The 16,916-nt window shown below is 65.0% G+C and carries 16 protein-coding genes; 13 read left to right on the plus strand and 3 right to left on the minus strand.

The genetic code is table 11. From position 1 onward, the window contains the following. Window positions 1-37 precede the first annotated feature (37 nt). Window positions 38-649, plus strand: coding sequence for a glycerol-3-phosphate 1-O-acyltransferase PlsY (gene plsY, locus TGR7_RS15115; protein WP_012639548.1), 612 nt, complete (start codon window positions 38-40; stop codon window positions 647-649). Window positions 650-686: 37 nt separating this feature from the next. Here plsY and tsaD read toward each other — a convergent pair whose 3' ends face one another. Further along, window positions 687-1,697, minus strand: a complete 1,011-nt coding sequence (tsaD, locus tag TGR7_RS15120; protein ID WP_012639549.1) for a tRNA (adenosine(37)-N6)-threonylcarbamoyltransferase complex transferase subunit TsaD — start codon at window positions 1,695-1,697, stop codon at window positions 687-689. Between the two features lie 282 nt (window positions 1,698-1,979). On the opposite strand from tsaD, the gene rpsU reads away from it, so the two are divergent. From rpsU to hemE, 4 genes are all read left to right on the plus strand, one after another. Then, window positions 1,980-2,195, plus strand: a complete 216-nt coding sequence (rpsU, locus tag TGR7_RS15125) for a 30S ribosomal protein S21 (RefSeq protein WP_012639550.1) — start codon at window positions 1,980-1,982, stop codon at window positions 2,193-2,195. A 60-nt stretch (window positions 2,196-2,255) separates the two neighbouring features. After that, window positions 2,256-2,711 carry a GatB/YqeY domain-containing protein gene (locus TGR7_RS15130; RefSeq protein WP_012639551.1) on the plus strand — a complete coding sequence of 152 codons (456 nt, stop codon included), beginning with the start codon at window positions 2,256-2,258 and terminating at the stop codon, window positions 2,709-2,711. A gap of 130 nt (window positions 2,712-2,841) precedes the next feature. After that, window positions 2,842-4,248: an FAD-dependent oxidoreductase gene (locus TGR7_RS15135; RefSeq protein ID WP_012639552.1), complete on the plus strand. Its 1,407-nt coding sequence runs from the start codon at window positions 2,842-2,844 to the stop codon at window positions 4,246-4,248. Window positions 4,249-4,367: 119 nt separating this feature from the next. After that, complete coding sequence (gene hemE, locus TGR7_RS15140; RefSeq protein WP_012639553.1) at window positions 4,368-5,423, plus strand: uroporphyrinogen decarboxylase; 1,056 nt, start codon at window positions 4,368-4,370, stop codon at window positions 5,421-5,423. Between the two features lie 48 nt (window positions 5,424-5,471). Here hemE and TGR7_RS15145 read toward each other — a convergent pair whose 3' ends face one another. Continuing rightward, window positions 5,472-6,092: a hypothetical protein gene (locus TGR7_RS15145; protein ID WP_012639554.1), complete on the minus strand. Its 621-nt coding sequence runs from the start codon at window positions 6,090-6,092 to the stop codon at window positions 5,472-5,474. A gap of 109 nt (window positions 6,093-6,201) precedes the next feature. Further along, the gene (locus tag TGR7_RS15150) at window positions 6,202-8,655 is read right to left on the minus strand and encodes a penicillin-binding protein 1A (protein ID WP_012639555.1); all 2,454 of its coding nucleotides are present in this window, start codon (window positions 8,653-8,655) and stop codon (window positions 6,202-6,204) included. A gap of 328 nt (window positions 8,656-8,983) precedes the next feature. Here TGR7_RS15150 and TGR7_RS15155 point away from each other — a divergent pair, with 328 nt between their 5' ends. The 8 genes from TGR7_RS15155 (at window position 8,984) to aroB (ending at window position 16,914) form a co-directional block, all read left to right on the plus strand. Next, window positions 8,984-10,045: a pilus assembly protein PilM gene (locus TGR7_RS15155; RefSeq protein ID WP_012639556.1), complete on the plus strand. Its 1,062-nt coding sequence runs from the start codon at window positions 8,984-8,986 to the stop codon at window positions 10,043-10,045. After that, complete coding sequence (locus TGR7_RS15160; RefSeq protein WP_012639557.1) at window positions 10,045-10,548, plus strand: PilN domain-containing protein; 504 nt, start codon at window positions 10,045-10,047, stop codon at window positions 10,546-10,548. The genes TGR7_RS15155 and TGR7_RS15160 overlap by 1 nt, the downstream gene beginning before the upstream one ends. A 53-nt stretch (window positions 10,549-10,601) precedes the next feature. Next, window positions 10,602-11,582 carry an IS5-like element IS1384 family transposase gene (locus TGR7_RS15165; RefSeq protein ID WP_012637023.1) on the plus strand — a complete coding sequence of 327 codons (981 nt, stop codon included), beginning with the start codon at window positions 10,602-10,604 and terminating at the stop codon, window positions 11,580-11,582. A gap of 223 nt (window positions 11,583-11,805) precedes the next feature. Then, on the plus strand, window positions 11,806-12,393 hold the full coding sequence (locus TGR7_RS15170) for a type IV pilus inner membrane component PilO (RefSeq protein WP_012639558.1): 588 nt from the start codon (window positions 11,806-11,808) through the stop codon (window positions 12,391-12,393). Beyond that, window positions 12,386-12,946: a pilus assembly protein PilP gene (locus tag TGR7_RS15175; RefSeq protein WP_012639559.1), complete on the plus strand. Its 561-nt coding sequence runs from the start codon at window positions 12,386-12,388 to the stop codon at window positions 12,944-12,946. The genes TGR7_RS15170 and TGR7_RS15175 overlap by 8 nt, the downstream gene beginning before the upstream one ends. A 91-nt stretch (window positions 12,947-13,037) precedes the next feature. After that, complete coding sequence (locus TGR7_RS15180) at window positions 13,038-15,101, plus strand: type IV pilus secretin PilQ (RefSeq protein ID WP_041442017.1); 2,064 nt, start codon at window positions 13,038-13,040, stop codon at window positions 15,099-15,101. A gap of 62 nt (window positions 15,102-15,163) precedes the next feature. After that, the gene (gene aroK / locus TGR7_RS15185) at window positions 15,164-15,736 is read left to right on the plus strand and encodes a shikimate kinase AroK (RefSeq protein ID WP_012639561.1); all 573 of its coding nucleotides are present in this window, start codon (window positions 15,164-15,166) and stop codon (window positions 15,734-15,736) included. Window positions 15,737-15,828: 92 nt separating this feature from the next. Further along, window positions 15,829-16,914, plus strand: coding sequence for a 3-dehydroquinate synthase (gene aroB / locus TGR7_RS15190; protein ID WP_012639562.1), 1,086 nt, complete (start codon window positions 15,829-15,831; stop codon window positions 16,912-16,914). The last annotated feature ends 2 nt before the right edge of the window (window positions 16,915-16,916 follow it).

Genomic DNA, 16,916 nt, shown 5'->3' on the forward strand with positions numbered 1-16,916 from the left:
AACCCACATCATTCAAATTCTCTAAGGGATCTGTCTCATGTTGCTGGCCTCAGCCCTGGTCCTCGGCGCCTACCTGCTGGGCTCGGTGTCCACCGCCATCCTGGTCTGCCGCCTGGCCGGCCTGCCTGACCCCCGCAGCCAGGGCTCCGGCAATCCCGGCGCCACCAATGTGCTGCGCACCGGGCGCAAGGGGGCGGCCATCATCACCCTGCTGGGGGATCTGCTCAAGGGGCTGGTGCCGGTGCTCGTCGCCCACGCACTGGGGCTCGAACCGGTCTGGATCGCCGCCGTGGCCCTGGCCGCCTTCCTGGGGCATCTCTTTCCCGTCTACCACGGCTTCCGGGGTGGCAAGGGTGTGGCCACGGCGCTGGGCGTGATCCTGGGCATCCAGGCCTGGGTCGGGCTCGCCGCCCTGGCCACCTGGCTGATCGTGGCCGCCATCAGCCGGATCTCATCCCTGTCCGCCCTGACCGCCGCCACCCTGACGCCGGTGTACATGTATCTGCTCACCGGCGAGCGCTGGTACGTGGCCGCCGGCGTGCTGCTCGCCGCGCTGATTTACTGGCGCCACCGGGCAAACATCCGCCGCCTGCTGCGCGGCGAGGAACCGAAGATCGGCAACAAGACTAAGAACAAGTCGGAAGTGTGAATTGGGAACTGAAACCCTTTACTTCACACTTCCCAATTCACACTTCCGACTTCGACTCCAGGTTCCACCGGGCGCGCGCCCGGATGGTCAGGTCCTCGCCCGCACCCGCCTGGAAACGCATCAACCCCGCCAGGGCAATCATGGCGCCGTTGTCGGTGCAGAACTCGAATGGCGGGTAGTGCACGCTGGCGCCCTCGGCGCCCACCGCTTCCTTGAGCCGCTGCCGCAGGCGGCGGTTGGCGCCCACGCCACCGGCCACCACCAGGCGCTCAGCCCCGGTCTCCTGCACCGCCCGCAGACACTTGATCACCAGGGTATCCACCACCGCCTCCTCGAAGGCCCGCGCCACGTCGGCCCGGTCCTGCTCGGTGCGCGTCTCGCGCAGGGTGGTCAGGGCCCGGGTCTTGAGCCCGGAGAAACTGAAGTCCAGGCCCGGGCGGTCGGTCATGGGGCGGGGAAAGCTGAAACGCGCCGGATCACCCCGTTCCGCCAGGGCCGCCAGGGCCGGGCCGCCGGGGTAGCTCAGCCCGAGCAGCTTGGCGGTCTTGTCGAAGGCCTCGCCGGCGGCGTCGTCCAGGCTCTCGCCCAGGATCCGGTAACGCCCCACCCCCTGCACGTCCACCAGCATGGTATGCCCGCCGGAGACCAGCAGGGCCAGGAAGGGAAACTCGGGCGGTTCATCGCCCAGCAGGGGCGCGAGCAGGTGCCCCTCCATGTGGTGCACGCCCACGGCGGGCAGGCCCCAGGCCCAGGCGAGACTGCGCGCCACCCCGGCACCCACCAGCAGCGCACCCAGCAGGCCGGGGCCCGAGGTATAGGCGATGCCGGTGAGATCCGAGGCGGCGGTGTCCGCCCCGTCCAGGGCCTGGCGCACCAGGGGCAGCAGCTTGCGGATATGGTCCCGGGAGGCCAGCTCCGGCACGACGCCGCCGTATTCCGCGTGCAGGGCCACCTGGCTGTAGAGGGCATGGGACAGCAGCCCGCGCTCGGCATCGATCACCGCCACGCCGGTCTCATCACAGGAGGTCTCGATACCCAGGATGCGCATTCAGGGGTCCGGATTCAGAAGCAAATCAAGAAGATGACAAGCAAATCGGGGCAAGGTGGCCCGATCAAACCCGGGCGACACCCATCAAGCCAGTCGCCGCAGGCGATCGGCCGATCATTATAGCCATGTGAACCCCGAAAAATCCTGTTCATCCCGGGCACGACGGCCCCTCACCCGGCGCACACGGAAACTTTGGCATTTCCCGGATGAATCCTTATAATGCGCGATTCTCTGTCCCCGGAAGCCGGGGCGTTGAACGTCTAACCCTGACAGGATGATCTGATGCCTCACGTACGCGTCAAAGAAAACGAACCCTTCGAGGTGGCCCTGCGCCGCTTCAAGCGCACCTGTGAAAAGGCCGGTGTGCTGACCGAAGTCCGTCGTCGCGAGTTCTACGAAAAGCCCACCGAGATCCGCAAGCGCAAGGCCGCTGCCGCCGTCAAGCGCCAGGCCAAGCGCGTGTCCAAGGAAGTGGCTCGCCGCGAGCGCCTGTACTAAGTCTCGACCGACTGACTCGGGGTTCGCCTTGACGCGAACCCGCCCCGGAGAGCCCGGACCATGTCCACCGACAGCCCGCTGAAGGCCCGCATCACCGAGGACATGAAGTCGGCCATGCGCGCCGGCGACAAGCCTCGGCTGGGCACCATTCGCCTGATGCTCGCCGCCGTGAAGCAGGTGGAAGTGGATACCCGCGTATCCCTGGACGACACCCAGGTGCTGGCCGTGCTCGACAAGATGGTCAAGCAGCGCCGGGAATCCATCGAGCAGTACCGGGGCGCGGGCCGGGACGACCTGGCTGACGTAGAGGTGCGGGAACTGGAGGTCATCCAGTCCTATCTGCCCGAACCCCTATCCGAGGGCGAGATCACGGCGATGATCGACGCGGCCATCAGCGAGACCGGCGCCAGCTCCGTGCGTGACATGGGCCAGGTCATGGGCTTGATCAAGCCCCGGATCCAGGGCCGCGCCGACATGGCGGCGGTCAGTGCCCAGGTGAAGGCCCGCCTCGCCTGACCCGCCCGGCAACCCCAGCGCCCCTGGGGTTGCACACCGCCAACCGGCGCATTCATGCTTGATGTGATTGACAGGCACCCGCGGTGCGCGACGGTGCCTAAACGTGCGACACGGCTTACAGGTATCCGTCATGGCCAACCCGATGCAGTTCCTCGAAATCCCCCGCCAGGACCCGAAGAAGACCCCGGCGCAGGTGCGCATCCACGAGTTCAAGGAGATCTACGGGCAGTTTGACCCGGAGACCGCCAAGCACCAGTCCGGCCGCTGCCTGGCCTGCGGCAACCCCTACTGCGAGTGGAAGTGCCCGGTCCACAACTACATCCCCAACTGGCTCAAGCTGGTGGCCGAAGGCAACCTGTTCGAGGCCGCGGAGATGTCCCACAAGACCAACTCCCTGCCGGAGATCTGCGGCCGCGTCTGCCCCCAGGACCGCCTGTGCGAGGGCGCCTGCACCCTCAATGACGGCTTCGGCGCCGTCACCATCGGCTCCATCGAAAAATACATCACCGACGAGGCCCTGAAGGCCGGCTGGCGCCCGGACCTGTCCGGCGTGGTGGCCACCGGCAAGCGCGTGGCCATCGTGGGCGCGGGCCCGGCGGGCCTGGGTTGCGCCGACGTGCTCACCCGCAACGGCGTGGAGGCGGTGGTGTTCGACCGCTACCCGGAGATCGGCGGCCTGCTCACCTTCGGCATCCCTCCCTTCAAACTGGAAAAGGACGTGGTCAAGACCCGCCGCCAGCTGATGGAGGAGATGGGCGTGAAGTTCCGGCTCAACACCGAGATCGGCCGCGACGTCCCCTTCCAGCAGCTGCTGGACGAGTACGATGCCGTGTTCCTGGGCATGGGCACCTACACCTACATGAAGGGCGGTTTCCCCGGCGAGGACCTGCCCGGCGTGCACGAGGCCCTGCCCTTCCTGATCTCCAACATCAACCGGGAGATGGGCTTCGAGCGCTCCGCCGACGAGTTCATCGACATGAAGGACCAGCGGGTGGTGGTGCTGGGCGGTGGCGACACCGCCATGGACTGCAACCGCACCTCCGTGCGCCAGGGCGCCGCGAAGGTCACCTGCGCCTACCGCCGCGACGAGGAGAACATGCCCGGTTCCCGCCGCGAGGTGGTCAATGCCAAGGAAGAGGGCGTGCAGTTCCTGTGGAACCGCCAGCCGGTGGAGATCGTCGGCAACGGCCGCGTGGAAGGCGTCAAGGTGGTCACCACCCAGCTGGGCGCGCCTGACGAGCGTGGCCGCCGCCGTCCCGAGCCTGTGCCCGGCTCCGAGGAAGTGATCCCCGCCGACCGGGTGATCATCGCCTTCGGCTTCCGCCCAAGCCCTTCCCCCTGGTTCGCCGAGTTCGGCATCACTTTGGACGAGGGCGGCCGGGTCACGGCGCCCGCCGACGGCAAGCATGCCTTCCAGACCGCCAATCCCAAGGTGTTCGCCGGCGGCGACATGGTGCGCGGCTCCGACCTGGTGGTCACCGCCGTGTTCGAGGGTCGCCAGGCCGCGGAAGGCATCCTGGATTACCTTGGAGTGTAAAGCAGTGGCAAGTGGCAAGTGGCTAGTTGCATGGCAAAACCACTTCCTTGCCCTCCCGAATATCCGGGGTCACAAGGCTGTTCCTTGCCACTTGAGACCAGCCACTGGCTACTGACGTTATGAATGAACTGAAAAACGATCGCCTGCTGCGTGCCCTGTTGCGCGAACCCGTGGACACCACGCCCGTGTGGATCATGCGTCAGGCGGGCCGTTATCTGCCCGAGTACCGGGCCACCCGGGCCCGGGCGGGCAGCTTCATGGATCTGTGCCAGAGCCCGGAGATGGCCTGCGAGGTCACGCTTCAGCCCCTGGAGCGCTTCCCCCTGGATGCGGCCATCCTGTTCTCCGACATCCTCACCATCCCCGACGCCATGGGCCTGGGCCTGTATTTCTCCGAAGGGGAAGGCCCGCGCTTCGAGCGCCCGGTACAGGACGCCGCCGCCATTCGCGCCCTGGGCGTGCCCGATCCCGAGACTGAACTGCGCTACGTCACCGACGCGGTGCGCTTGATCCGCCGCGAACTGGACGGACGGGTGCCCCTGATCGGCTTCTCCGGCAGCCCCTGGACCCTGGCCACCTACATGGTGGAAGGCGGTTCTTCCAAGGAATTCGCCCGCATCAAGGGCATGCTCTACGACGATCCGTCCACCCTGCACCACCTGCTGGGGGTGCTGGCCGAGGCGGTCACCGTGTACCTGAACGCACAGATCGCCGCCGGCGCCCAGGCGGTGATGGTGTTCGACACCTGGGGCGGCAGCCTGACCCCCGAGGGCTACCGGGAGTTCTCACTCGCCTACATGCAGCGCATCGTGGCGGGACTGACCCGGGAGCACGAGGGTCGGCGCGTGCCCGTGACCCTGTTCACCAAGGGCGGCGGCGCCTGGCTGGAGGTCATGGCGGAAACCGGCTGCGACGCCCTGGGACTGGACTGGACGGTGAACATCGGCGAGGCGCGCCGGCGCGTCGGCGACCGGGTGGCGCTGCAGGGCAACCTGGATCCGGCGGTACTCTACGCCTCCGCCGAGCGCGTGCGCGCAGCCGCCCGCAAGGTGGTCGAGGACTTCGGCCCCGGCAGCGGCCATGTCTTCAATCTGGGCCACGGCATCCACCCGGGCATCGACCCGGAGAAGGTCGCGGCCCTGGTGGATGAGGTGCACAAGGCCGGTATGAAGTAGGAAGTTAAAAGTAAGAAGTGTGAATTGGGAGGTGCGAAGTGAAGGCTTTCAATTCCCACTTCCCAATTCACACTTCTCACTTCCCAGCAGCCCCCTGACCTCCTTGATCCCCGCCCGGCGCATGGGCTTGCCATCCACCGGACTGGGCGGCGCCTGGCGGATGCCCTTGACGGGGAACACCACGGCCTCCACGTCGGCACCCGGGCCGGAGAAGGCAATCACCGGGTAGAACACGTAACCCTGTCCCGAACGCATGCGACGTTCGTCACCGCGCCAGCGGATACCCCGATCCTCCAGGTGGAAGATCACCTCCTCCACGCTGTCGGCGAACAGGTGCAGGGTGATCTCTTCGCGCCCGTTGACCAGACCCTCCAGCACCGGCCCCACCAGGCGCGGCTCGAACGGGGCCAGCAGTTCCATGGCCTGCACAGCCGCCTCGCGCAGCCGTGTCAGCGCCTCGCGGCTGGCATCGTCCTCGAACAGCCGCTGGCGGGCATGCACCGCCTCCTCGATCTCCACGTTGCGCGGCAGGTTGCGAGTCTGCCCGGCGCCCAGTCGCTCGGCGGCCTTGCGCTTGGCAAGCCCGTAATCGGCCACACCTTCGTCCAGGATGATGCGCGCCGCCTCCTCCATGATGAGCTGGCGTACTCTGAGATCATTGGTGGACATGGAACGACTCCGGATACCGGGGAAATCCCGGTTCAGTCTACCCCGCGAACGGCGGGGATCACCATGCGACGTATGCGTCGATGCGGCAGAATGCGAGTTGACGCGGGGCTCAGAACAGGAACTCGGGGCGTACTTCGTCCTGCCCGGCCCCAGGCATCTCGCCAGCGGGCGCGGGCACGCCGTCCTGCGCCTCCGGTACCTGTTCGGGCGTGAAGGTCTCAAACAGGGCGCGCCGGGTTCGGGCGGTGGCCAGGCCACCGGTCTCGGCATCGATGCGTACCGTCACCATACCCTCGGGCTCATCCATGACGCGCAAAGGACGGCCTGACAGGGCCTCGCGCATGTATTCGATCCACATGGGCAGGGCGGTCGCGCCCCCGGACTCCCGGGGACCCAGCGGCGAGTTGTCGTCAAAGCCGACCCAGGCGGTGGTCACCACCTCCCCATTGAAGCCGCTGAACCAGGCGTCGCGCAGATCGTTGGTGGTGCCGGTCTTGCCGGCGATGTCCTCACGGGCCAGGGCCCGGGCACGGCGCGCGGTCCCGTCCTGGATCACGTCGCGCATCATGCTCACCATCTGGTAGGCATTGGCGGGTGAAAGCACCCTCTCCGCCACCCGCAACTCATCGGCCACCAGCGGCTCGGCGACCTCGCCCGCCCCCATGGCCGCCACCTGCAATTCGGCCCGCTGTTGTGGTTCGCAGGGGGCCTCGCAGACCCGGATCGGGTTGGCCTGTTCCAGGATCTCGCCATCGGGTCCCTCGATACGCTCGATGAACCAGGGTTCGATACGATAGCCGCCGTTGGCAAACACCGCATACGCGGCGGTCATCTCCAGAGGCGTGACGGCACCGCTGCCCAGGGCCAGGGACAGGTCCCGCGGATGGCGGGAAGGATCCAGGCCAAAACGGCTGGAGACGTAATCGTGGGCATAACGCACCCCGATGGCATGCAGCAGCCGGATGGAGACCAGGTTGCGCGATTCGGTCAGGGCCTCTCGCAGGCGGGTGGGGCCATAGAAGCGGCCGCTGTAATTGGTGGGCCTCCAGGTATCCTCCAGGGCGGGATCCTCGAACACCACCGGGGCGTCGTTGATCAGGCTCGCCGGCGAATAGCCGCGCTCCAGGGCTGCGGAATAGATGAAGGGCTTGAAGGCGGAACCCGGCTGACGCGAGGCCTGCACGGCACGGTTGAAACTGGCCTGGAAGAAGTCGTAGCCCCCCACCAGGGCGATGATGGAGCCGTCCCGGGGGTCCAGGGACACCAGGGCGCCACCCACAACGGGCATCTGGGCCAGGCGCCATGACACATCCCCCTGACGCTCCACCCGCACCAGGTCACCGGCGCTGAGCACGTCGCTCACCCGTTCCGGCACGGGTCCCGTACGGGATACATCAATATAGGGACGCGCCCAGGACACCGCCTCCAGGTTCAGGGGCACCCGACTGCCCGAGCCCAGGTAGACCTCCGCAGTCTCGGCAGTCACCCGGGTCACGACCCCCGGCCAGAGCCGGCCACCGACCCGCGCCACCTGGCCCAGCACCCTGTCCAGGGCGGCGTCATCGGCATGCTCGGACAGGTCAATACGCGCCTCCGGGCCGCGATAGCCATGGCGGCGGTCGTACTCCATCAGGCCGTTGCGCAGGGCGTTGTTGGCAGTGCGCTGCAGGCGGCTGTCCAGGGTCGTGTGGACGCGGAAACCCTCGGTGTAGGCAGCCTCGCCAAAGCGAGCCAGCATCTCCTGACGCACCATCTCGCCCACATAGGCGGCCTCCAGTTGCACCACCGGGTTGTGCAGGCGGGCCACCACCGGCCTGGCGCGCGCCTCGGCGAAGGTCTCCTCGTCGATCATGCCCAGATCGCGCATGCGCCCGAGGACATAGTTGCGCCGTATCTCGGCGCGCCGCGGGCTGGTCACCGGGTTGGTGGTGGATGGCGCCTTGGGCAGGCCGGCGATGGTGGCCATCTGGTCCAGGCTGAGCTCAGCGACCGGGACGCCGTAATAGACCTGAGCTGCGGCGCCGACCCCGTAGGCCCGCTGACCGAGGTAAATCTTGTTCAGGTACAGCTCGAGGATCTCGTCCTTGCTGAGCTCGCGCTCGATACGGAAGGAGAGGAAGATCTCGGTGATCTTGCGGGTATAGGTGCGGTCGCGGGTCAGGAAGAAGTTGCGCGCCAGCTGCATGGTGATGGTGCTGCCGCCCTGGGTCTTCTCGCCGGTGGTGATCAGATTCACCGCCGCCCGCAGCAGGCCGTGATAATCCACCCCGGGGTGGCGGTAGAAACGGTCATCCTCGGCGGCCAGAAAGGCCTGGACCAGGGGCTCGGGCATGTCCTCCAGGCGCAGGGGCTCACGGCGCTGCTCGCCATACTCGGCGATCATGAGGCCGTCCTGACTGAAGACCCGCAGGGGAACCTGCAGCCGAACCTCACGCAGACTGTCCACCTCGGGCATGTCCGGGGCTACATATAGATAGGCACCGGCTACCACCAGCACGCCGACGAAGAACAGGGCGAACAGGGTAGTCACACCCCAGCGGAGAACATTCAGAACAAAGCGCATGATGAGGACAGGGCCGCAGGGCCGCGAAGGGGCATGATGTCGGTCAAATGATACCGTTGCTCAGGACAAGTGGGAAGTCGGCCAGATTTTGCACAAATATAAGCTAGTATTTTTATGGGGTTGGGACTAGTATCTAGAAAAAATATAAGTTATACCTAGCCGCAAAGAATAACGACATAACGACAGGGAATCTCTCGACACCATCACGCGCACGGCGATTCGTAGCAAACGACGCCCTGCCCGGAGTGTCTCAAGCGCCGGGGTCCAGCCCCGCGACCGAACGAGATATCCCCCGGATCTGGCCGGGCCAGAAGAGAAAGGGAGCGCCGTGATAGGGTTCAGCCGCAAGAAGCCGCCCTTGCTGGGCATCGACATCAGCTCGACCTCGGTCAAGCTGGTGGAACTCAGCCAGTCCGGCGGCAAATACCGGGTTGAAAGCTACGCCGTTGAGCCGCTGCCGGCCAACGCCGTGGTGGAAAAGAACATCCAGGAACCCGAGGCCGTGGGCGATGCCATCAAGAAGGCCCACAAGCGTTCCGGGAGCAAGACCCGCACCTGCGCCATGGCCGTACCCTCCTCCGCCGTGATCACCAAGGTGATCACCATGCCCGCCTCCATCAAGGAGGATGAGATGGAAGGCCAGATCCAGATCGAGGCGGATCAGTACATCCCCTACGCCCTGGAAGAGGTCAACCTGGATTTCGAGGTGCTGGGCCCCAGTGCCAAGAACCCCGAGACCGTGGACGTCCTGCTCTCCGCCTCCCGCAGTGAAAACGTGGAGCTGCGGGTAAGCGCCGCCGAACTGGCCGGCCTGGAACCCGTGGTCATGGATGTCGAGGCCTATGCCATCGAGCACACCTACCCCCTGCTGCTCGCGCAGATGGAGGATGTGGACGCGACGGGCACCGTGGCGGTGATCGACATCGGCGCCACCATGACCAGCATCAACATCCTCAGCGACAGCAAGCTCATCTACACCCGCGAACAGACCTTCGGTGGCAAGCAGCTCACCGAGGAGATCATGCGCCGCTACGGCCTGTCCTATGACGAGGCCGGCCTGGCCAAGAAGGAGGGCGGCCTGCCGGACAACTACGCCCCCGAGGTGCTGGAACCCTTCAAGGACACCATGGTGCAGCAGGTGGGTCGTTTCCTGCAGTTCTTCTACGCCGCCAGCCAGCACAACCACGTGGATCAGATCGTACTCGCCGGAGGCTGCGCCGCGATCCCCGGCGTGGACGAACTGATCGAATCGCGGCTCGGCACCCGCACCCTGATCGCCAACCCCTTCGGGCGCATGTCCCTGAGTACCCGCGTCAACCCGCAGCGACTCGGCAATGATGCCCCCTCGCTCATGATCGCCTGCGGCCTGGCCATGAGGAGCTTCGACTGATGTCCCATATCAACCTGCTCCCGTGGCGCGCACAGCGGCGCAAGGAACAGCAGAAGGAATTCGGCATCCTCGCGGGCGTCGCCGCCGCGGTCGCCGCGCTGGCCGTATTTCTGGGTCATATCCATGTCAATGGTCTGATCGAGCATCAGCAGGCACGCAATGCCTTCCTGCAGAACGAGATCCGCATTCTCGACCGCCAGATCGCCGAGATCCGCGACCTTGAAGCCACCAAGAAGGCGCTGATCGACCGCATGACCATCATCCAGGAGCTGCAGAGCAGCCGCCCGGTGGTGGTCAGGTTGTTCGACGAGCTGGTGGTGCAGTTGCCCGACGGCACCTTCTACACCGCCATAGAGCAGCGCGGCAACAACCTGACGCTGCGCGGCCGGGCTGAGTCCAACGCACGCATCTCCGCCATGATGCGCAACCTGGAGGCATCCCCCTGGTTCGGGGAGCCCAGCCTTCAGGTGATCGAAACCCGGGAACAGCAAGGGAAACTCTGAAAAAGACTTTCTGATTTGGCAAAATACCGCGACCCCACCCACCGAGTTTCCCGATGAAGCAGATGACCTTCGCCGACGCCGAGTACGCTGGCAAGCGCAAGCAAACCCGCAAGGAGTTGTTCCTGATCGAGATGGATCGGGTGGTGCCGTGGAAGGGCTTGATTGCTTTGATCGAGCCACATTATCCGAAGGGTGAAGGTGGCCGTCCGGCCTACCCGTTGATGGCGATGCTGCGTGTGCATCTGCTGCAGAACTGGTTCGGCTACAGCGATCCAGCGATGGAGGAAGCGCTGTACGAAACCACGATCCTGCGCCAGTTTGCCGGGCTGAACCTGGAGCGCATCCCCGACGAAACCACCATTCTCAACTTCCGCCGCTTGCTGGAGAAACACGAGCTGGCGGCCGGCATCCTCGCTGTCATCAATGGCTATCTGGGCGACCGCGGCCTGTCGCTGCGCCAGGGCACCATCGTCGATGCAACGCTGATCAATGCGCCCAGTTCGACCAAGAACAAGGACGGCAAGCGCGACCCGGAAATGCACCAGACCAAGAAGGGAAACCAGTATTATTTTGGCATGAAGGCCCACATCGGCGCCGATGACGAATCGGGTCTGGTGCACAGCGTAGTGGGCACGGCGGCCAATGTGGCGGATGTCACCCAGGTGGACAAATTGCTGCATGGCGACGAAAACGTGGTCTGCGCCGATGCAGGCTACACCGGTGTCGAAAAGCGGCCCGAGCATGAAGGACGTGAAGTTATCTGGCAGGTGGCGGCACGCCGCAGCACCTACAAAAAACTCGATAAGCGCAGCGTGCTGTACAAAGCCAAGCGCAAGATTGAAAAGGCCAAGGCTCAGGTGCGCGCCAAGGTCGAGCATCCGTTCCGGGTAATCAAGCGCCAGTTCGGTTACACCAAGGTGCGCTTTCGCGGCTTGGCCAAAAACACGGCGCAACTGGTGACACTGTTCGCTCTGTCGAACCTGTGGATGGCGCGCCGACATTTACTGGCGAATGCAGGAGAGGTGCGCCTGTAATGTGGAAAATGGCTGCCGCGAGGTGCTCGCGGCGGCTAAAAACACAGAAATAAGCGGGTGATCTGAGCGTTTTTGATCGATTTGCCGCTTTTAAAATCGGCAGGGGCTGAAGTCAGCCAGAAATACACAACTACTTCAGACCATCCCAAGGCACCCGCATCAGGGACTTCGTCCTCAACGTACGCCAGGCTACACCCAAGAAGGACAACGAAGAGGGGGCGTCGTGAACCTCCAGGATCTGAACAACATTGACCTCAAGACCATTGGCACGGCCCCAGCCGCGGTCAAAGGGATTGCCATTGCCATCGTGGTCATCGCCATCCTGGGCGTCGGGTACTGGTTCGTCATCAAGGACCAGCTGGAACAACTGGACCGGGTACAGGCCCAGGAAACCCAGCTGCGCCAGACCTTCGAGACCCGCCAGCGCCGCGCCGCCAACCTGCAGGCCTACAAGGATCAGCTGGAGGAAATGCAGCGCACCTTCGGCACCATGCTGCGCCAGTTGCCGAGCCGCACCGAGATCCCCAGCCTGCTGGTCGACATCTCCCAGACAGCATTGGCCAGCGGCCTGGAGATCGACCTGTTCCGCCCCCAGGCCGAACAGCGCCGCGGCTTCTATGCCGAAGCCCCCATACAGCTGCGCATGCATGGTAGCTACGAACAGATGGCCGAATTCACCAGCGGCGTAGCCAGCCTGCCGCGCATCGTGACCCTGCACGACGTGGTGATCCGCCCTACACAGGACGGCACCCGGCTGACCATGGAAGCCACCGCCAAGACCTACCGCTACCTGGATGAGACCGATGGCTGATCTTCATACCGCGTCAACCGCCTACGCGACGCGACTGGGCGTTGCCATCTCCGCAACCGTGCTGCTGGTGGCCTCCCTGACCGGCTGCGGCAGCGGCATGAACGATCTGCAACAGTACGTGGAACAGACCAAGGCCCGCCCCGGTGGACGTATCGAGCCGATTCCCGAGGTCCAGCCCCAGGAGGTCTTCGTCTATCCGGGGCATGAACGGGATCCCTTCGACGCCTCTGTGATCATCACCCGCGCGGCACCGCAGAGGCCGGTTTCCACCAGCACGATCAGCATCGACCCGAACAGACCCCAGGAATACCTGGAAAACTTCCCCCTGGACACCCTGCGCATGGTGGGCACTCTGCAGCAGGATGGCACCACCTGGGCGCTGATCCGCACGCCGGATCGCACCATCCAGCGGGTCACCCAGGGCAATTACATGGGACAGAACCATGGACGCATCACCCGAATCAGTGAAAGCGGTGTCGATCTGACCGAGATCGTCCCGGACGGCTTCGGCGGATACATGGAGCGAGCCGGCTCCGTTGCGCTCAGCGAATAAGAAACGAGGAACCGACGTTATGAGACTGGCGACACTCACCTGCCTCCCCCACCGCAACCGGACGCCTGTGAAGGCATCTGGCACGGGCCTGATGCGCAACACCATCACCTTCTTCGCGCTGTGTCTGCTGCTGGCAGCCATCAGCAGCCCGGCACTGGCCCAGGGCAACGTGCTCGAGCGCATCACCTACACCACCCTGCCGGGTGACCGGCTCCAGGTGACCATGGGCTTTGCCAGCCAGCCGGGAGAGCCGACCAGCTTCACCATCGACAACCCGGCGCGCATCGCCCTGGACTTTCCTGACACCCGTATCGGACTGGCCCAGCGCAACCAGGACATCGGTGTCGGGCTGGCACGCTCCATCTCCACCGCGGAAGCCCGCGACCGCACCCGCGTGGTGGTCAATCTGGTGCGCATGATGGCGTTCGAGACCCAGGTGCGCGGCAACGAACTGGTACTGACCCTGTCGCCTGATGCCGGCGCCCCTGCCGCCACAGCGACCCAGACCGCTGCTGCGGCCACTGCCCGAGCGGCTACCGGCGAGATCCGAATCAGCAACGTGGACTTCCGCCGCGGCGCCGAGGGTGAGGGTCGGGTCGTGGTGCACCTCACCGATCCCAGGACCCGCGTGGATGTCCGTGAGCAGGCGGGCCGCATCGAGCTCAACTTCCTGCGTACCGGCCTGCCCGAGGACCTGGAGCGCCGTCTGGACGTGATCGACTTCGCGACCCCGGTGCAGACCATCGATACAATTCGAGAGTCCGACCGGGTTCGCATGGTCGTGGCTGCCACGGGCAGATACGACACCCTCTCCTACCAGGTGGAAAACCGTTATGTCCTGGAAGTCAAGCCGATCACCGAGGCCGAGGCCGAGGAGATTCAGCGCGACCGATTCACCTACACAGGCGAACGCCTGTCCCTGAACTTCCAGGACATCGAGGTTCGCTCGGTGCTGCAGTTGATCGCCGATTTCACCGACCTGAACGTGGTGGTGAGCGACTCGGTCACCGGCAACATCACCCTGCGCCTGCGCAACGTACCCTGGGACCAGGCCCTGGACATCATCCTGCGCTCCAAGGGCCTGGGCATGCGTGAGGCCGGCAATGTGATCTTTGTCGCCCCCACGGAAGAGATTGCCGCCCGGGAGAAGCTGGAAATGGAAAGCCGCAAGCAGGTGGAAGAACTGGCCCCGCTGCGTGCTGAGTTCATCCAGGTGAACTACGCCCGTGCAGATGACGTCGCTTCCATCATCAGAAGTGACCGCACCACCTTCCTGTCCGATCGCGGCAGCCTGACTGTGGACAACCGCACCAACACTCTGCTGGTGCAGGACACCGAGGCCAAGTTGGCAGATATCCGTCGTCTGATCGACCGGCTCGACATTCCAGTCCAGCAGGTGCTGATCGAGACCCGCATCGTGATCGCCAGCGATGATTTCGCCCGTGACCTGGGCGCCCGCTTTGGCGTGACCGGCGTGGGGCAGACCGGGCGGACCCAGACCTTCACCACCGGCAACCTGTCGGGTACCACGGAGATGATCCGGGGTGACGAATTGAGTCTATTGAACCGCCTGAACACCAACCTTCCCGTCATCTCACCCAGCGCCGGCAGCATCGCCCTGTCCATCCTGCGTCCCGACGTGCTGCTGGACCTGGAGATCTCCGCACTGCAAGTGGAAGGCCGCGGCGAGATCATCTCCAGCCCGCGGGTGATCACCGCCAACGGCCAGACCGCCCGCATTCAGCAGGGTGAGCGCATCCCCTACCAGGAGGCCACCTCAAGCGGCGCCACAGCGGTACAGTTCATCGAGGCTGTGCTGGCCACGGAGGTCACCCCTCAGATCACCCCCAACGGCAACATCATCCTCAATATCAGGGTGAACAAAGACAACCCGGGCACGCTGGTGGTGCAGGGCACCCCCTCCATCGAAACCCGCGAGGTGGAGACCCAGGTGTTCGTGCGCAATGGCGAGACCGTGGTGCTGGGCGGTGTCTACGAGATCGACAGTCTGGAGACCCTGGAGAAGGTGCCCTTCTTTGGCGATCTGCCTGGCATCCGCCACCTGTTCCGACGCACCGGCAAATCCACCCGCAAGGCGGAACTGCTGATCTTCGTGACCCCGAAGGTAATCGAGGAGACGGCCCTCAACCGTTGAGAATCGGCAACGCCTGATGAACCACGACGCCCGCCACTCGGCGGGCGTCGTGTTTTGAAACCATGACCCAGACCAGCAACATCATCCTCATCGGCCCCATGGGCGCTGGCAAGTCCACCATCGGACGCCAGCTGGCCGCTGCCCTGCACCTGCCCTTCCGGGACAGCGACAAGGAGATCGAGAAGCGCACCGGGGTGGATATCCCCACCATCTTCGAATTCGAGGGTGAAGAGGGTTTCCGCAACCGGGAGTCCGCCATGCTCGAGGAGTTGTGCACCGAGCAGGGCATCGTGCTGGCCACCGGCGGCGGCGCGGTGATGCGGCCGCAGAATCGCGCCCTGCTCAGGGACTGCGGCCTGGTGGTTTACCTGAAGACTTCTGTCAAGACCCAGTTGCGCCGCACTGCCCGGGACCGCAACAGGCCTCTGCTGCAGACGGAAAACCCCCGCGCCCGGCTGGAGGAGCTCATGCGCATCCGCGACCCCCTGTACCGGGAGATCGCAGAGCTGACCGTGGATACCGACCGGGATTCCATCCGCAAAGTGGTGCAGGAGATCTCGCGGTACTACCGCATGAATAACAAGGACAGTATTCCACAGGACGACAGCAACACAGAACCACAGGGCGACGGCTGAAGGGGTGAAACAACCCCTGTTTCGCCAGCCAACCCGGTCAAATCCTGTTAATCTTGGACAATCCTGTCCATCCTGTCTGATCCAGCCTGCCCATGCAGACCCTCACCGTAGAACTCGGCGACCGCAGCTACCCCATCCACATCGGCCGTGGCCTGCTGGACGATCCGACCCGCTTCGCGCCGCGCATCCGTGGCAAGCGGGTGATGATCGTCACTAATGAGACCGTCGCCCCCCTCTACCTGGACCGCCTCAAGCGCACTTTGGGTGACTTCCGAGTGGAGGCGGTCATCCTGCCCGACGGGGAGGAATACAAGACCATGGAGACCCTCAATCAGGTCTATACCGCCCTGCTCGAGGCTCGCTTCGACCGCAAGGCGACCCTGGTGGCCCTGGGCGGCGGCGTGATCGGCGACATCACCGGCTTTGCCGCGGCCAGCTATCAGCGGGGTGTGGACTTCATCCAGGTGCCCACCACCCTGCTTTCCCAGGTGGACTCCTCCGTGGGTGGCAAGACCGGCGTCAACCATCCGCTGGGCAAGAACATGATCGGCGCCTTCCACCAGCCCCGCTGCGTGGTGATCGACACCGACACCCTGGACACCCTGCCGGACCGGGAACTGCGTGCCGGCATTGCCGAGGTCATCAAGTACGGGCTGATCTGCGACCGGCCGTTCTTCGACTGGCTGGAAGCAAACATGGACCGCCTGCTGGCCCGCGACCCCGAGGCCCTGGCCTATGCCATTCACCGCTCCTGCCATGACAAGGCCCAGGTGGTGGCCGAGGACGAGCGGGAAGGCGGACGCCGCGCCATCCTCAACCTGGGCCATACCTTCGGCCACGCCATCGAGACCGGCATGGGCTATGGTGTGTGGCTGCATGGCGAGGGCGTGGCCACGGGCATGGTCATGGCCGCGCGCATGTCCCGGCGCCTGGGCTGGCTGGATGCGGAGGATCTGCATCGCACCGAGGCGCTGATCGCCAGGGCAGGCTTGCCGGTCGAGCCGCCTCCCGAGATCACCGCGGAGCGTTTCGCGGAACTCATGTCCGTGGACAAGAAGGTCCTGGACGGCCAGCTACGCCTGGTACTGTTGCGCGGCATCGGCGAGGCGGTGGTTACCGCCGATTTCGATCCAGCGGCCCTGGACGCCACGCTGAATCAGGTAGGAAGTGGGAATTGAGA

The sequence above is a fragment of the Thioalkalivibrio sulfidiphilus HL-EbGr7 genome (assembly GCF_000021985.1).
In the GTDB taxonomy this organism is placed as follows: domain Bacteria; phylum Pseudomonadota; class Gammaproteobacteria; order Ectothiorhodospirales; family Ectothiorhodospiraceae; genus Thioalkalivibrio_A; species Thioalkalivibrio_A sulfidiphilus.

Bases quoted from the DNA above. Each gene is read 5' to 3' on its own strand.
- TGR7_RS15160 (WP_012639557.1), top strand. From the start codon at position 10,045: ATGTCCCATATCAACCTGCTCCCGTGGCGCGCACAGCGGCGCAAGGAA.
- TGR7_RS15135 (WP_012639552.1), top strand. From the start codon at position 2,842: ATGGCCAACCCGATGCAGTTCCTCGAAATCCCCCGCCAGGACCCGAAG.
- aroK (WP_012639561.1), top strand. From the start codon at position 15,164: ATGACCCAGACCAGCAACATCATCCTCATCGGCCCCATGGGCGCTGGC.
- hemE (WP_012639553.1), top strand. From the start codon at position 4,368: ATGAATGAACTGAAAAACGATCGCCTGCTGCGTGCCCTGTTGCGCGAA.
- rpsU (WP_012639550.1), top strand. From the start codon at position 1,980: ATGCCTCACGTACGCGTCAAAGAAAACGAACCCTTCGAGGTGGCCCTG.
- TGR7_RS15175 (WP_012639559.1), top strand. From the start codon at position 12,386: ATGGCTGATCTTCATACCGCGTCAACCGCCTACGCGACGCGACTGGGC.
- TGR7_RS15165 (WP_012637023.1), top strand. From the start codon at position 10,602: ATGAAGCAGATGACCTTCGCCGACGCCGAGTACGCTGGCAAGCGCAAG.
- TGR7_RS15150 (WP_012639555.1), bottom strand. From the start codon at position 8,655: ATGCGCTTTGTTCTGAATGTTCTCCGCTGGGGTGTGACTACCCTGTTC.
- TGR7_RS15130 (WP_012639551.1), top strand. From the start codon at position 2,256: ATGTCCACCGACAGCCCGCTGAAGGCCCGCATCACCGAGGACATGAAG.
- TGR7_RS15145 (WP_012639554.1), bottom strand. From the start codon at position 6,092: ATGTCCACCAATGATCTCAGAGTACGCCAGCTCATCATGGAGGAGGCG.
- TGR7_RS15180 (WP_041442017.1), top strand. From the start codon at position 13,038: ATGCGCAACACCATCACCTTCTTCGCGCTGTGTCTGCTGCTGGCAGCC.
- plsY (WP_012639548.1), top strand. From the start codon at position 38: ATGTTGCTGGCCTCAGCCCTGGTCCTCGGCGCCTACCTGCTGGGCTCG.
- tsaD (WP_012639549.1), bottom strand. From the start codon at position 1,697: ATGCGCATCCTGGGTATCGAGACCTCCTGTGATGAGACCGGCGTGGCG.
- aroB (WP_012639562.1), top strand. From the start codon at position 15,829: ATGCAGACCCTCACCGTAGAACTCGGCGACCGCAGCTACCCCATCCAC.